8 protein-coding genes and 1 pseudogene are annotated in these 15,896 nt (G+C 54.0%); 7 read left to right on the top strand and 2 right to left on the bottom strand.

Annotation, left to right across the window (positions count from 1 at the left end):
• Window positions 1-93 precede the first annotated feature (93 nt).
• Together PKO01S_RS18620 and PKO01S_RS18615 are read left to right on the top strand one after the other, a co-directional pair.
• Window positions 94-2,790 (top strand): RICIN domain-containing protein, encoded by a 2,697-nt coding sequence (locus tag PKO01S_RS18620; RefSeq protein ID WP_218031487.1) that lies wholly within the window; start codon window positions 94-96, stop codon window positions 2,788-2,790.
• Between the two features lie 137 nt (window positions 2,791-2,927).
• Window positions 2,928-3,356: an RbsD/FucU family protein gene (locus PKO01S_RS18615; protein ID WP_127532949.1), complete on the top strand. Its 429-nt coding sequence runs from the start codon at window positions 2,928-2,930 to the stop codon at window positions 3,354-3,356.
• A 7-nt stretch (window positions 3,357-3,363) separates the two neighbouring features.
• Here the strand turns inward: PKO01S_RS18615 and melA are convergent, their stop codons facing one another.
• The gene (gene melA, locus PKO01S_RS18610) at window positions 3,364-4,662 is read right to left on the bottom strand and encodes an alpha-glucosidase/alpha-galactosidase (protein ID WP_127532948.1); all 1,299 of its coding nucleotides are present in this window, start codon (window positions 4,660-4,662) and stop codon (window positions 3,364-3,366) included.
• A gap of 239 nt (window positions 4,663-4,901) precedes the next feature.
• On the opposite strand from melA, the gene PKO01S_RS18605 reads away from it, so the two are divergent.
• The gene (locus tag PKO01S_RS18605; protein ID WP_127532947.1) at window positions 4,902-6,098 is read left to right on the top strand and encodes an aminotransferase-like domain-containing protein; all 1,197 of its coding nucleotides are present in this window, start codon (window positions 4,902-4,904) and stop codon (window positions 6,096-6,098) included.
• A 765-nt stretch (window positions 6,099-6,863) separates the two neighbouring features.
• Here the strand turns inward: PKO01S_RS18605 and PKO01S_RS18600 are convergent.
• Window positions 6,864-7,613, bottom strand: a pseudogene (locus tag PKO01S_RS18600) (DUF2161 family putative PD-(D/E)XK-type phosphodiesterase); the annotation flags it as partial.
• Between the two features lie 272 nt (window positions 7,614-7,885).
• Between PKO01S_RS18600 and PKO01S_RS18595 the strand changes: the two are divergent.
• The 4 genes from PKO01S_RS18595 (at window position 7,886) to PKO01S_RS18580 (ending at window position 15,850) form a co-directional block, all read left to right on the top strand.
• The gene (locus PKO01S_RS18595; RefSeq protein ID WP_127532945.1) at window positions 7,886-9,784 is read left to right on the top strand and encodes a PrkA family serine protein kinase; all 1,899 of its coding nucleotides are present in this window, start codon (window positions 7,886-7,888) and stop codon (window positions 9,782-9,784) included.
• Between the two features lie 238 nt (window positions 9,785-10,022).
• Window positions 10,023-11,822, top strand: a complete 1,800-nt coding sequence (locus PKO01S_RS18590; protein WP_127532944.1) for a cache domain-containing sensor histidine kinase — start codon at window positions 10,023-10,025, stop codon at window positions 11,820-11,822.
• Window positions 11,815-13,191, top strand: coding sequence for a response regulator (locus tag PKO01S_RS18585; RefSeq protein WP_127532943.1), 1,377 nt, complete (start codon window positions 11,815-11,817; stop codon window positions 13,189-13,191). Before PKO01S_RS18590 ends, PKO01S_RS18585 begins: the two co-directional genes overlap by 8 nt.
• A gap of 1,195 nt (window positions 13,192-14,386) precedes the next feature.
• Window positions 14,387-15,850, top strand: coding sequence for an ABC transporter substrate-binding protein (locus PKO01S_RS18580; RefSeq protein WP_127532942.1), 1,464 nt, complete (start codon window positions 14,387-14,389; stop codon window positions 15,848-15,850).
• Window positions 15,851-15,896: the final 46 nt, after the last annotated feature.

Here is a 15,896-nt window from a genome sequence, read left to right as displayed (position 1 = left end):
ATACAGACACGTGAGGGGGGATTCATGAACGAATTAGCAGCGTATGCCGATTGTGTATAGCTTCGAACTCCAGATCATTTAGGAGGAGAACGAATGTTGTCTAGCATGTTGGCAAAGAAAAAATGGGCGTCATGGTTGGCGCTGCTTCTCGTCATTGCGATGTCACTAGCTATCGTGTCGGTTCCCGCCCCGGCCGCGGCTGCAACGCAAGCGGTCTATTACATTGCGCCTAACGGCAACGATTCCAATCCGGGCACGCTGGCCGCGCCATTCAAGACGCTGCAGCGCGCAAGGGACGTCGTGCGAACGATCAACGGCAGCATGACAGGTGATATCATCGTGTATCTTCGCGGCGGCAATTATCCGGTGATGAGCACGATCGATTTTACACCAAGCGACTCCGGTACCAATGGGTATCGTATCAGCTATCAAGCTTACGCGAATGAGACGCCAATCCTCAGCGGCGGCGTCCAAGTCACCGGCTGGACGCAGCATAGCGGCGACATCTGGAAAGCGCCGCTGAGCCGCAGCAACAAATTGCGTGCGCTTTACGTGAACGACAAAAGAGCGGTAATGGCTTCCAAAACCGTCAATTCCGCAGGCTGCTACGGCACTTATAGCATTACGGCAGGCCAAGCATCATGGGCGTGGGAATCGGGTTCCCAATGCGACGGCGCCAAATACAGCCTTACCGATTTTCCGGCAATCGCGTTGAATCAAGACGATATCGAGATTGAAACGCGGACGACCTGGACGACGTCCATCGTCGGCGTTCGCCAGGTGACGGTCAACGGCTCGGACCGCGTAGCCTTGTTCCAGCAACCAGGAGCGGCGATTGCCCAAGGCGCATTCAACGGTAACTTCCAAATCGGCGGAAACCATAAACTCATGAATGCGTACGAGTTTCTGGATGCGCCGGGAGAGTTTTATTTCGATAAGACGAACCAGATGTTGTACTACTATAAAAACTCGTCCGACAATATGACGACAGCAACAGTATTCGCCCCGAGCAACGTCCAAACGATCCTGAACATCAAGGGCAATTCCACGAGCAGCCGCGTTCGCAACCTGACTTTCTCAGGTCTCTCGCTGCAGCACTCCGATTGGGGCTTGACCAACGTCGCCGGTTCGGTGTTCAAGCAGGCGCAGCAAGGCAATCTCGTGAACACCGCCTATGCCAAGCAGAACTTCCACGTCTATCAATACCGCAATGTGGATCTAATGCCCGGAATCGTTCAAATCGCGAATGCAGACGGAATTATAATGGAGCGCAATACCGTGAAACATACCGGCGCCGACGGCGTCAGCCTGGTCAACGATGTCAGAAACTCGCAGTTGATCGGCAATGCGTTCAACGATATGGCCGGATCGGCGATAAATGTCGGTCATCCTCAGCACGTCTATATTGGAGACTATACGTCGTCGAATCGGGAGAAATTTACAGTCGGCGAAGAAGGCGTTCCTTATAATATCGCGATCCAGAACAACTACATCTATGACTCCGCGGTATTGTTCAACGGAAGCGCCGCCGTCTCAGGCTATTTTGCGGACACGCTGAACTTTCAGCACAATGTGATCGATAAAACACCTTGGGCAGGCATCTCTCTGGGGTGGGGGTGGTGGAACTTCAACGGATCGTCTGGTTCCATTCGTCCGGGCGTTCCAACCACGACGGCTAAGAATAACACCATCAGCGCCAACCAATTTATCGATACGGTGCAGGCGCTGGATGACACCGCTCCGATCTATACGCTCGGCAGCCAGCCTACAACCACGATCAGCAACAACTACATACGAGGCGTACCTGCCGGTCATAAATACGGTCTGCATCCAGACGAGGGATCTGCCTTCATCACGATGCAGTCCAACGTATTGAACATCAATCCGGGCATAACTTGGACGCTGAACTCCGATGATTGGGGCAGCAAGCATGACCTGACCTTTACGCAGAACTATGCGACGGTTAATAAAATCTCGAACTTCAATTTGCCCGGCAGCGTGATTAACAATGCAGACGCTTACTCCGATAACGTGTGGCCTGTGGCTGCCTATAACATCGCTTTGAACGCCGGATTGGAGGAGTCTTATCGAAGCTTGGCGACGCCGGCGCGCGTTGCTTTGCAGGATTACGTTCTGCCTGCCAGCGCATTCACGAGCGGCGCAGCGGTGCTCGGCATAAGGCCTGCCGGGGACGCAAGCAAGACGGTCTGGCTGGCGCCGTCCGGAACGACGGCATTCGCCGAAGGCGCAACGATGACGAAAGCCGGGGGGACCGCAACTTCGATAACGGTTCCTCAAACGGCTGGCAGCTACAAACTATATATCGTTGATGCCCAAGGCAACCGCTCTACGGAATCCGCAGCCCTCGTTAGAGTGAATGCCGGTTCCGCCGGATATGTCCGAATCCGCAATGTCGCGACGGGACTTTATATCGACGGCACGGGCTCGACTTCGAATGGCGCCGATGCTGCCCAGTGGAGCTCCAGCAATTCCAACAACCAACAATGGACGATCGAAACCTCGGGAAGCTATGTGCTCATTAAAAATCGTCAAACCGGATTATATCTGGACGGTATGGGGCTGACCGGAAATGGCGTCAATTGCGGACAATGGAGCTATAGCGGCAGCACCAATCAACAATGGACGATGGAAGCAAGCGGCAACAACGTCCGCTTCAAAAACCGGCAGACAGGACTGTATCTAGACGGCATGGCAAGAACCGCTAACGGCTCCGCATTGGGTCAGTGGAGCGATAGCGGCAGCAGCAATCAACAATGGCAGATTCAGTGACAGATCATTGTCCACAAGAAGACGGTCCGGAAACCGGACCGTCTTCGAGTTGAACCGCTGCGACAAGGCGATTTAAACTTTCGTTGAATGGTAAAGCCAAGAACCAAGTCCAATGCCGATAAAGGAGAGAGCATACTATGCTTAAAGGCATTCCTTCTATCTTGTCCCCGGAGTTGCTTAAGATTCTGATGGAGATGGGCCATGGAGATGAAATCGTATTGGCTGACGCCAACTTTCCCGCTGCCAGCCATGCTCAACGATTAGTCCGATCCGACGGTCATGGGATTCCGGAAATTTTGGACGCTATATTGCAATTGTTTCCGCTGGATCCTTATGTCGATAAACCGGTTGCGCTCATGCAAGTCGTTCCTATGGATCCGGTCGAGACGCCGATCTGGGACACTTATGCATCGATCATCCAGCAACAAGCCGGCTTAAACGAAGCATGCGAAGAAGTGGAGAGATTTGCCTTCTACGAACGCGCGAAGCAAGCCTACGCGATCATTGCGACAGGTGAAAAAGCGTTATACGCCAATATGATCTTAAAAAAGGGAGTCATCGTATAATTTGTTATTACCGGAACGCCGGCAGCCAACTGCCATGCGATTCGATCAAATCGTCGCACAGCGCGACGATGTCGTCCAAAGACAGTTCCGCAGCCGTATGAGGGTCCAGCATTGCAGCATGATAGATGTGCTCTTTCTTGCCCGTCATGGCGGCCTCGATCGTAAGCAGCTGAGTGTTGATATTCGTCCGGTTGAGCGCCGCGAGCTGCGGAGGCAAATCCCCGACAAACGTCGGAGTGACGCCGTTGCGGTCGACGAGGCACGGCACCTCGACGCACGCCTCGCGCGGCAGATTCGTAATAAGGCCAGTGTTGCTGACGTTGCCGCCGATCTTGAACGGTACGTCCGTCTCCATCGCTTCCATGATATAGGAAGCGTATTCATGAGAGCGCGAATGCGCAAGATTCGTGTTGTGGACGAGCTCGGAGCGCATTTGCTTCCAGCCCTCGATTTGTTCGATGCAACGGCGCGGATATTCATCTAGCGGAATATTCAACCGTTCGATCAGCTCAGGGTAGTTCCTTTTAATGAAATAAGGATGATATTCAGCGGTATGCTCGGAGGACTCGGTGTTGTAATAGCCGAACTTGAACATCATCTCGTAGCGCACCATGTCCCAATGTTTCTCTTTCTGCTTCTCTGCCGCGCGGCGTTTGATTTCGGGGTACAGATCGACGCCGTTCTTCGATACCTCGAGCAGCCATGCCATATGATTGATGCCGGCGATCTTGGCTTTAACGCCCGACTTGTCCATGTCAAGGTCTCTGAACAGTCTTGGAATGCAGTCTTGCACGCTGTGGCACAGCCCGACCGTATTAACGCCGCCGTACGTATTCATGACGTTCGTAAGGACAGCCATCGGATTCGTATAATTCAAGAACAGAGCGTTCGGGCAAACCTCGCGTATGTCCGCCGCGAAGTCGAGCATGACCGGAATCGTGCGCAAATTTCGGAAAATGCCGCCGATGCCGATCGTATCCGCGATCGTCTGGCGCAACCCGTATTTTTTGGGAATCTCGAAATCTGTAATCGTGCACGGATCGTATCCGCCGACTTGAATCGCGTTGATGACGTATTTCGCGCCGCGAAGCGCTTCTTTGCGGTCTGTGTAGGCTTTGACCTTACAGGTACTGCTTGCCGTAGATTTAAGGTTGAGCAGCATGTTCTCTGAATCGGAAAGCCGTTCATGATCGATATCGAACAGAGCGATTTCGAAGCCTTGCAGCGCCGGAGTTTGCATAACGTCTCCAAGCACGTTTTTCGCGAAGACAGTGCTTCCTGCACCTAGGAACGTGATTTTGGACATGGCGGATTCTCCTAATCGTAGATTGAATTTACTATTACTATAGGGCTTAACGTTGAAGAATCCTATGGAGAAAATGCAGATCTGTATGGATGAATGTAGGCCCTTTAATCTCATGTTTTTTTAGGAGATACTTCGCTCGCTGGCTCATGTGTCAGCGGGTTATTGCTGTATTTTCGGATAATGAAGAATAGGCTTTCAGAATTCGGCATATTGTAGTTTGTTGAAGGGAGGGGAGCGGGATGGAGTACCAGTTCTCGCCGCGGGTTCAGCAAGCGAGTTCGTATGCGGCGCACGAAAGACGAAGGACGGTGCTTGGGCGCAACGTGATTTCGTTCGTTGATGAGTTGCCTGCTGGGGCATTGCTTCCAAAAGAAGCGATTCGCGAAGCGGAGATGAAGGCGGCAACTGGTTGGGGGGCTGGTACACCGTTGCATCGTGGCGTCGGTTCTTACGGCTATGAGCCGTTCCGGGAGACAATTGCGACGCGAATGGCTGCAAGAGGAATGCCGACTTCCAATGAGCAGGTGATCGCGACGACGGGAGTGCAGCATGCGGTCGATGCGGCAGCACGCGCGCTTACTGTTCCAGGCGATGCCGTACTGGTCGAGACACCGACGAACCCCTCTGTATTGCGTACGTTCGCCATGAACGGATTGCATGTAATTGCGACTGGAATCGACGGCTCAGGGATCGACTTAGAGGATGCGGAGAGGCTCATTCTATCACACCAGCCGAAAATGATCTACACGGTGCCGACGTTCGGCGCACCTGCCGGACAGTCATGGAGCTTGGAGCGTCGTCAGGGATTGATCGACCTTGCTCGCACGTACGGCGTTCCTATTATTGAAGACGATTCGAATAGAGATCTCAGTTATCAGGAGCAAGTCCAATATCCGGCGCTGTATACGTTGGCTGGAAGCGCTGGGGGCGTGCTTTATTTGAACACGTTCGCGGGGGTACTGCCGGAGCTGCGAATCGGATGGGCAGCAGGGGATAGCGGGTTAATTGCGTCAATGAGCGATGTCATCGGTTCGTCCGGTACTGGAGCAAGCGTCTACGAGCAGCGGTTGCTATGTGGACTGTTGAAGAGTATAGACTTGGACGCCCATATAAGGAAACTTGCTTTCTGCTATAGTCAGCGTATGAGCCGGCTGACTCGTCTGCTGGAGGAGAACGGACCGGCGGGTTTAGAATGGGACGTCCCTCTAGGCGGAAGCAGTCTATGGCTTCGGCTGCCGGACGGCCTCGAAGGCGAAGCGCTGTTGCGCGGTGCGCTGCGCAAAGAGGTTGCGTTCGAGCCGGGGACCGCGTTCTTCGCGGGCAATCCGCAATGCAATACGGCGAGGCTTAGCGTCTCGTCAATAGCGGATAATCAACTGGAGCGGGGCGTGAAGCTGTTCTTGGAGACGATCGGGGAGTTTACTGCGAGGAGCTAGAGGGGATCTTCGTGTTGCAGTGCCGTTAGGAATGGCGGAAGTGATATGCTGAGCAGAATGGGGATTATGGGCGAGTACGAGCAAATGAATCAGCTGGTTGTAGCACTGGCGACGGGGACGCTCCGCTTGTTATGCTTCGCGGCCCATCCTAGATTCACTCTGTCTCTTCGTTGTAATTCGTACAATGATATCGGATTATAAAGCTTGTCCAGTGCGGTTTGATTGTATTCCATACAATTGAATGGTGTGTGTAAATGTGCAAAATGGACTTGAGAGGCAATAAGGGGATTTTCCTGTTGTACAAAGTGCAATGAGGGTGGGAGATCACACAATTGGGCCTATTCTCGTTGTACAGAATACAATGAGCGGCGGTTAGCGAAGCGGGGAATTGTCCCATACGTCTAATAAAAATGCCTCCACTCCCATGGAATCCATAGAGTGGGGGCATTTCTACAACAAGAGCTAATCGACCGCCGTCGTCGCATTCGCTGCAGCCTTGGCGCTATTGCGGCGCTTCTTCGCCAGTGTGCTCGGCTTGTCCACGGCAGCAGCCGCGCTTTCCAAGACTGCCGCGCTCGTCTTGGCGCTCTTGCCGCGCTTCCGTTTGCCCGCCTTGCCCGCTGCTCCGGCTTCCGCTGAAGCCGCAACACCCTCCGCCGAAGCTGCAACGCCCTCCGCCGAAGCCGCAACGCCCTCCGCCGAAGCCGCAACGCCCTCCGCCGAAGCCGCACCTGCGCCGGCTTCGCTGCCGATCTCCGCCTTCGGCCAACGCGCAATAATGTCCGCGTGTTCGGCGAGCGCGGCATGGCCGGCGGCGGTCAGCCGGTAGATGCCGCGCTCCGCCCGCTCGAACCAGCGGTAGTAGTTCGTGCGCAGCATTTCGCCGGCTTTGGGCACTGCCGTCTGGCGGGCGATCGCGGCCGGCGACGAAGGGCCGCTGCTGAGCGTCACAGCCATGCGCAGGCACTTCTCGCGGTAGGCGGTCATCAGCTTGCGCTTCGTGCTGCCGCCGACGTTGTAGTCGCCGGAGCGCTCTCGGAACTCGCGCAGCAGCCGCTCATGCCGCTTGGCGCGGTAACGGGCGCGCGGCGGGTCGCCGGGCTCGCACAGCAGCTCGATGAGCGCCGGCTTTGTTTTGAACAAGGTGACCGTCATCAGACCAAGGCCAAGCATCCGGCACAGCTCCGTAATTTCGCCGAACCGCTGGTTGACGGCGCCGCTCTTCTTCCGGTTGCGCTCCACGACGAGCGTGACGAGTGAGTTCATCCGCAGCCGCTCCACCCCTTGCAGCAGCAGGGCGAGATTGAACGTCCGCTTCATTTCTACAATAATAATTTCTTCCGAATCGTCATTCGCCGAAGCCGCGTAGAAGTCATCATTCGCAGCTCCGCCATGTATATTCCGTCTCACCGCGACCAGATCGCAGTGCAGCACTTCGCTCTTAACCTCATATCCCCGCGATTCGTAGAACCGTTTCACCGGCTCGTACAATTCGGCTTCTTCCTTCACGGCCATGACGAACGTTCCTCCTCGTCCCATCGTGTCCGGACCGCTTCTTGCGCTCGAACACTCATTCGCATCAATCGGTTTCATTATAGGAGAAGCGGTGCGGCGTGTCGAGTGGTAGCGAATAGTCGTCTAAAAAATTGGTCAATTTCCTGCTCGGCTACGCATAGGAATGTAATACTTCAACATCAACAAACAGATCTCGGCGGGCGGAACAGAGAAATCCCAAGGCTGATGAGCAGGGATAGGGCAGAAGCGCGAGTGATGGGAGGAGGCAAGGCATGGATATATTCAAACGGTTATCGGAGTATCGGCAAGAGAGTGATAAGCTTGCCTGGACGGGGACGTTTAAAGAGTATATTGATCTGCTGAAACAAGATAATGCACCAGCCATGACGGCACATGCCAGAGTGTATGACATGATCGAATCCTACGGCGTCGAGGAAACGGGCGGGAATAAGCGATACCGGTTTTTCGAGCAAGAAATATTCGGCTTGGACCGGGCAATCGAGAAGCTGGTGGAGGAATACTTCCATTCGGCTGCAAGACGTCTCGATGTCCGTAAAAGGATTCTATTGCTGATGGGACCCGTCAGCGGCGGCAAATCCACGATTGTGACGATGCTCAAGCGCGGTCTCGAGAAATATTCTCGCGAACACCGCGGTTCCGTATTTGCGATCAAAGGCTGCCCGATGCATGAGGATCCGCTTCATCTCATCCCGCATGAGTTGCGGCAAGAGGTCGAGCGCGAGCTCGGCGGCGTACGGATCGAAGGCAGTCTGTGCCCTTCCTGCCAAATGAGGTTGAAAACGGAGTTTAATAACGATATCGAGAATGTATTGGTTGAGCGGGTCGTCATCTCAGAGGAGAATCGGGTCGGCATCGGTACGTTCAGCCCATCGGATCCGAAATCGCAGGATATCGCCGATCTGACGGGCAGCATCGACTTCTCGACGATAACGGAATTCGGCTCGGAATCCGATCCGCGTGCTTACCGGTTCGACGGCGAGCTGAACAAAGCGAACCGCGGGCTGATGGAATTCCAAGAGATGCTCAAATGCGACGAGAAGTTTCTATGGAACTTGCTGTCGCTGACGCAGGAAGGCAATTTCAAGGCTGGCAGATTCGCGCTCATCAGTGCTGACGAGTTGATCATCGCGCATACGAATGAATCGGAGTATAAAGCGTTCATTAGCAACAAGAAAAATGAAGCGCTTCAATCCCGGATGATCGTCATGCCGATCCCGTACAATCTTCGCGTCACGGACGAAGAGAAGATATATGATAAGCTGATTGCGCAGAGCGATATGAAGCATATTCATATTGCGCCGCACGCCCTGCGGTCTGCAGCTATTTTCTCCATACTTACCCGTCTCAAGGAGACGAAGAAGCAAGGCATCGATATCGTCAAGAAAATGCGCATGTACGACGGCGAAGAGGTCGAAGGCTTCAAAGAAGCCGATCTGAAAGAAATGCAGAGCGAGTTCATCGAGGAAGGCATGTCGGGTATCGACCCCCGCTATGTCATCAACCGGATCTCCAGCGCGCTCATTAAGCAGGATCTCCAGTGCATCAACGCGCTGGATGTGCTGCGGGCGCTGAAGGACGGCCTCGACCAGCATCCGTCCATCACGAAGGATGAGCGGGAGAAGTATTTGAATTTCATCTCGATCGCACGCAAAGAGTATGACACGCTCGCAAAGAAAGAAATTCAGAAGGCGTTCGTCTACTCGTTCGAAGAGTCCGCCCGTACGTTGTTCGAGAATTATCTCGATAACATTGAAGCATATTGCAACTGGGCGAAGATCAAAGATCCGCTGACTGGCGAAGAGCTCGATCCGGATGAAAGATTGATGCGTTCGATCGAAGAGCAGATCGGGGTATCCGAGAATGCGAAGAAAGCGTTCCGCGAAGAGATTCTGATCCGCATCTCCTCTTACTCGCGCAAAGGCAAGAAGTTCGATTACTCGAGCCACGAGCGTCTGCGCGAAGCGGTGGAGAAGAAGCTGTTTGCTGATTTGAAGGACATTGTCAAAATTACGACGTCGACGAAAACACCGGATGAAACGCAGCTCAAGCGGATTAACGAAGTGACGAAGCGTCTTATCGACGATCATCACTACTGCCCGGTGTGCGCGAATGAACTTCTCCGGTATGTCGGCAGCTTGCTGAACCGGTAACAAGCATCCCTACTGTGCACCAATAGATGCAATCGCCCTGCTCGCCTTATTCGCCCTGATATGGCCTAAGCGCCTATCAGGGCTTTTTTTTGCGTTTTTTGCGCTGTCGTAACATCCGCCATCTACTGCCATAACATCGCCCATCGTCTTTGCCGTTAATCTAGATATGATAGAATGAAGGAATACCGGCAATACGACAATTAGGCTCATAGACTTCATCGATAAAGGAAGTGGCCGGATGCGCCCAGTACTGTCCAACCTTTCTATGATGCGGCGGTTCCTGCTGCTGTTCTTCTTATTCGTAGTCATCCCCGTTATCTTCATGTATTTATTCGTTACACGCAACGTATCAAGCATTACCGAGAAGCAGGTCGGCTCGGCGCTGCTCGAGCTTGTGAAGACGAACCACGTAACGCTCGACCGTTCGATGGCCCATATGGAAGAAACGATGAACAAAATTATGATCACGCCCGAAATTCAGAACATGGTGTCGCTGCCTACCGTCTCGATGTACGAGCGTGTGCGCCGGTATAACGAGTTGGACCGGACGCTGACACTGACGAATTTATCGGCTAATGCCGTCTCCTATTCGTTCGTCCTGCAGGACGACAACCGGCTGTTCTCATTCGTGCCGGGTTCGGAAATTCAATTGCGCGGCATTTTCTTCTCCGACAATATTACGACGCAGCCCTGGTACGATTCCGCCTTCAAAGCGAAAGGCCGAGCAGTGCTCAGTCTCATTCCTTCCTTCGGCGGCCCGCAGACGCTAGCGATGGTGAAGCAGATGAACGACATCTATGACGGGGGAACACCTTCTCCCGGTTATCTGATCGTCAGCGGCATGGAATATTTGTTGAAGAGCGATATGGCCCCCGTTAGTGATTCCCGTGAGGGAGAGCTGCTCCTGCTCGACGCGAACGACCGGATTATTTCGTTGACTGGCACGGACCGGCTGCCGATGGGCGGCTTCATCGAATTGCCGGCGAATGTCGCGCAAGCAAATGAAGGCGTTTTCCATGTGGAGGTGGGGGGCGAGAAATGGATGTATGCCCTTCACCGAAGCGGGGACAGCGGCACGATGCTGCTGTTCCGCACGCCGCTGAGCGCCGTGATCGGCGAGCATGTCGCGATTAATCGTCTCGTTTCTTATTCCATGCTGATCTATTTCTTGCTGCTGGTGCTCGTCAGCTTCTATTTCATCCGCTCTATCGTTCGTCCGATTGCCAAGTTTGCGCGCTTCAGCCGCTCGTACGAGCCGGGCAAGCCGCTAGCCATGCAGCGCCAATCGGATAAATCGAGAGACGAGGTCGCGATTCTGAACAACCGTTTCGTGGACATGGTGTACCGGCTTAATCAGACGATTCATGATAAGTATGAGCTAGAGATTAAGCAGCGCGAAGCCGAGCTTGCCATTTTGCACTCCCAGATCAATCCGCACTTGCTGTACAACACGCTCGAATCGATCTACTGGAGGATGCTTGTAGAAGACAATACGGAATCGGCCGAAATGGTCATGGACCTGTCGCTCGTGATGCGGATCGGACTGAGCCGAGGCAAGGAGCTTATTACAATAGAAGAAGAACTGCAGCATGCCGAAGCTTATATACGACTTCAGTCGAAGCGGCATGAATATTCGTTCCGTGTCCATTGGGAGACGGACGATGCGGCGAAGCCGTTTTTGATTCCGAAGGTCGTGTTGCAGCCGCTGATTGAGAACGCGATTTTTCACGGTATACGGCGGATGAACGAGGACGGCGAGCTGTGGATAACATTGCGGATGGAGGGCTGCGAGGTTGTCGTCATCGTCGAAGACAACGGCTTCAAGACGATAGCGGCCGAGGCCATTCAAGAAATCGTCGAGGGCCGCAATACAGATGCCGGATACGGCATACGCAATGTGAACCGACGGATCAGGCTTCATTATGGAAGCGGCTACGGACTGCGGTACGAGGATCGTGAAGGCGGCGGCATCCGTGCGGTTCTTCGCCTTCCGGCTATGACAGACAGCGCGAACAGCAAGGAGGACGACCATGTATAACGTGCTCGTAGTAGATGATGAGATTATGGTGTGCAAAGGGATTTCAATGATTCTAGGGAAGTCGCCGCTGAAGCTTGGGGAAATTTTTATCGCCGGCAACGGGTTTGAAGCGCTCGATATTATTCGGTTGGAACGCGTCGATCTCGTCATTACGGATATTCAGATGGAGCAGATGAACGGCATTGAATTGATGGAGACGATTTTTCTCGAAAATCCGTCGATTCCCGTGCTCGTCCTGTCGGCGCACGGCGAATTCGAATATGCGCAGAAGGCGATGAAATTCGGGGCGCGGGAATATATCGTCAAACCGGTCAGGCCCGATCACTTGATCGGCATTGTCGGCAATGCGCTCAGTGAGCGCGAGTCGAGAAAACGTTCAATAGGCGTCGAGGAGCTGAGCCGCAAGTTCAATCTTCACGATCTGGCTGCAAGCCAGAACATCGTCTTGCAGCAGTTGGCGCTGGAAGGGCTCGAGGAGCAGGAAGCGCGCGAGCTGCTTGGCGGTTTTGGTTATGAGCAATTGGAAACCGGTTTCACGATGATGATCGTCAAGCCGGATTTGAAGAAAGGCGGCCGTTCCGATGCGCTAATCACATCGCTTCGGGACCGCAACTTGTTCCGGTACGCCTGCCGCAATGTCGTAGAAGAGACGGTACACGATTGGACGCCGATCGTCTTCTATTTGCCCAGCGGTTCGCTAGCTGCTGTCTTGCAGCTTACGGATGAGGAAGCCGCATCCGCCACGGAATCGGCCGAGGGCAGACGGGCGGCAACGATTGCCCAGAAGGTGCACAACAACCTCGCGGACTACCTGCACGTCGACAGTGTCATTGGCATAAGCGGCGTCGGTACCGGCATCGCAAGTTGGCCGGAGCTTCACCGGGACGCTACCCGCGCGCTCGAGCGGCATACCGTGCACCCCGACCATTATGTGTTTTATGCGGGGGATTTCGATGCTGCAGACGGAATCTCGGATGCGGCCGGCTTGCCGAATCCGGCGGCCTCTGCATCTGCTGCGGGCGGCGGGAACCCGGCTTCTTCAACGGCAGCGCCGACTGTCGCATCGCAAGCGAAAGCGTATATCGACGAGCATTACCGGATCAAGGGATTGAAGCTTCAGGATATCGCGGGCGCAGTTCATTTGAGCCCGAACTACCTTTGCTACTTGTTCAAGAAGGAAATGGGCATGAACATGTGGGACTACGTCACCCAATGCCGGATGGAGGAAGGCAAGCGGCTGCTCCTCACCTCCGACAAGCGCCGCTACGAAATCGCCGACGAAATCGGCTACGAAACGCCTGAACACTTTAGCAAAATCTTCAAGCGCTACTACGGCATCAGCTTGACGGAGTATAAGAGTGAGCTGTAACTACGCCACTCCGTGAATCGAATGTTCGAGTAAGGTGCTGTAGCCACACACTCCGTGAATCGAATGTTCGGGTGAGGTGCTGTAGCCATGTAACTCCGCAAGACGAATGTTTCTACGATCGCTGTGGTATTCGGATTCCTTCTGAACAACTAGTTTTTTGTTGGAATCCGAATACCAAGGCGACCGCTCCGCTTCTCCGAAATCATTCGTCCTGCTCCGCTCCCCGTTACAGCATAGGGGGAGAGTGTGGGCCGCTCCTGCTGGCATAGCCGCAGTCGCTAGTTCTTGACGCTAGTCGCTGCTGAACGGCTCGGCTAAAGAATCGTAGAGGCGCTATTTGAGACAAATCGGCCGGTTTGGACTTCTAACGAATCGAGGCGACATTAATAGCGTCGCTCAGATTCATTAAAGTTTACATATATTACTACTGGTGCAGACGAGCGACAGTAGGTTGCTGATGTTACGCTTGATGCGAACGGATGAATGTTAGAGGTAACCCATGTTACTGCTGATGCGGACGAGGAGCGGCTGAGTTACGGATGTCCTGGTGCGTGACGGTCGTGACAGTCGCCGGTCGGTTAACGAATCGTAGAGGCGTTATTTAAGACAAATCGGCTATTTTGAACTTCTAACGAACTGAGGAAGCGTTATTCGTGCAAAAAACGGCACTAATCAGCCGCTTCGGCTTAAATAGCGCTTCCTGGGTTCGTTACAATTCCGGCAGTATGTTTTCGAGCCAAATAGCGTCGCTCAGATTCGTTAAATCTCACGAAGCCGCATTCGGGCCTAATCATCTGAGGCCGAACCGCCCGCATAGCGGGCTTTTTTAATACATATAGAGGCGCGAGCTTGAGGAACGAGCGAGCGCCTCCAGCATCTCACCCCCGGCTGTAACGGGGAACGGAGCGGGACGAATGATTCCGAAGAAGCGGAGCGGTCGCCTTGGTAATCGAATTCCAACAATAAACTAGTTGTTCAGAAGGAATTCGAGTACCACAGCGATCGTAGGAACATTCGTCTTGCGGAGTGGCGTGTTCCATCATCAGCATCATCAGCATCAGTCACCCTGCCCCAAGCTCCGTTCTCCTTAACATCGGATACCTCAACCGTAACAAGCGCCATCGGCTAGCAGGGCGATACATTCTATACTTGGTTCATGAGCAACGAACACATCTGAAGGGGAGTTCGATACGAGATGAAGAAGCTTACAGCAATTGCATCCTGCGTGCTGCTGACGTCGATGCTGGTGACGGCATGCGGCTCTGGCGGTGACATAAAAGAACCGGCGAGCAATAACGTCTCATCGTCGACAGCGGCAACGTCGGAGACGAACACATCCGGCGGCGATACGGCGGCAGCAGGCGAGACCGAGGCGAAGCAAGAGCCGGTCACGATCACGGTGCAAGGCCAGAAGCCGGATAAGAAAGAAGCGATCGAGCAGCTCAACCTGAAGATCGACCGTTTCAAGTCCGCGAACCCGTACGTGACGATCAAGACGGACGACTGGGAATACAACCCGAACGAGATCGGCATCAAAATGGCAGCGAACAACGCGCCAACCGAATTCACGTCCTACCTGACGGAAGGCCGCACACTCGCCGAGCGCAGCTGGGCAGCGGATCTGACGACGCTGATCAATAACTGGACCCACAAGGATGACCTTAACCCGATTATGACGAAGCCGGTGACGGTGGACGGCAAAATCTATGGCGTACCGGTTGACGCATACGTCATGACGATTACGCTGAATAAGAAAATTTTCGAAGAGAAGGGCGTTCCGCTTCCTCCGCTGGATTGGACATGGGACGATCTGATCGATGCAGCGAAGAAAGTGAACGATCCGGCCAAAGGCATTGCTGGCTTCATCCCAATGGGCAAAGGCAACGAAGCGGGCTGGAACTGGACGAACTTCCTGTACGCGGCAGGCGGCGACGTGCAGACGATCGCGGACGGCAAAGTGACGGCAGCGTTCAACAGCGAAGCGGGCCTCAAGGCACTCCAGCTGTACCAAAGCTTGAAAGACGCAGATGTTCTGCCGAAAAACTGGGCGCTCGGCTACGGCGACGCGCTGAACCTGTTCAACCAAGGACGCGGCGCAATGGTAATGTGCGGCAGCGGCAACGCAGCTGACGCGGCGATCAACACGGGCGGCATCAGCAAGGACGACATCATCGTCTATCCGATCCCTTCGATGACCAAAGGCGGCAAGCATACGGGCGTGCTCGGCGGCAGCTTCAAGGTCATTAACCCGAAAGCTTCCGAGCAAGAACAGAAGACGGCATTCGACTGGATTACGTCGGAATATTACACAGACGATTTCGTCAACGCGATCGACAGCGAAATTACGACGCGCAAGAACGAGAACAAAATCTACGTACCGCAGACGATTTTCTACTGGAAGCCGGAATCCGAATTCGGCAAGAAGTTCACGGACATGCTGGCGAAGCACGACAACGTGTTCACGTATGATCCTGCGCTGTTGAGCCTGCTCGAAGGCAAGCCGGAAGCGGAGTATGAAGCCCAGCAGACGTACGCGGAGATCTCGACGATCGTCCAGAAAGTGTTCACGACCAAGAACCTCGACCTGCAAAAAGTGCTTAACGACGCAGCAAGCAAAATCCAGTCCGAAGTGTACGACAAAATCCAAATCAAGCAATAGCAGAATGAAGGAGGGTCAATGCCGACGAAGATCTGGTATTGGCCCT

The sequence above is a fragment of the Paenibacillus kobensis NBRC 15729 genome, from assembly GCF_004000825.1.
GTDB classification, from domain to species: Bacteria; Bacillota; Bacilli; order Paenibacillales; family Paenibacillaceae; genus Paenibacillus_T; species Paenibacillus_T kobensis.
This window is presented reverse-complemented; position numbering and strand designations above follow the sequence as displayed.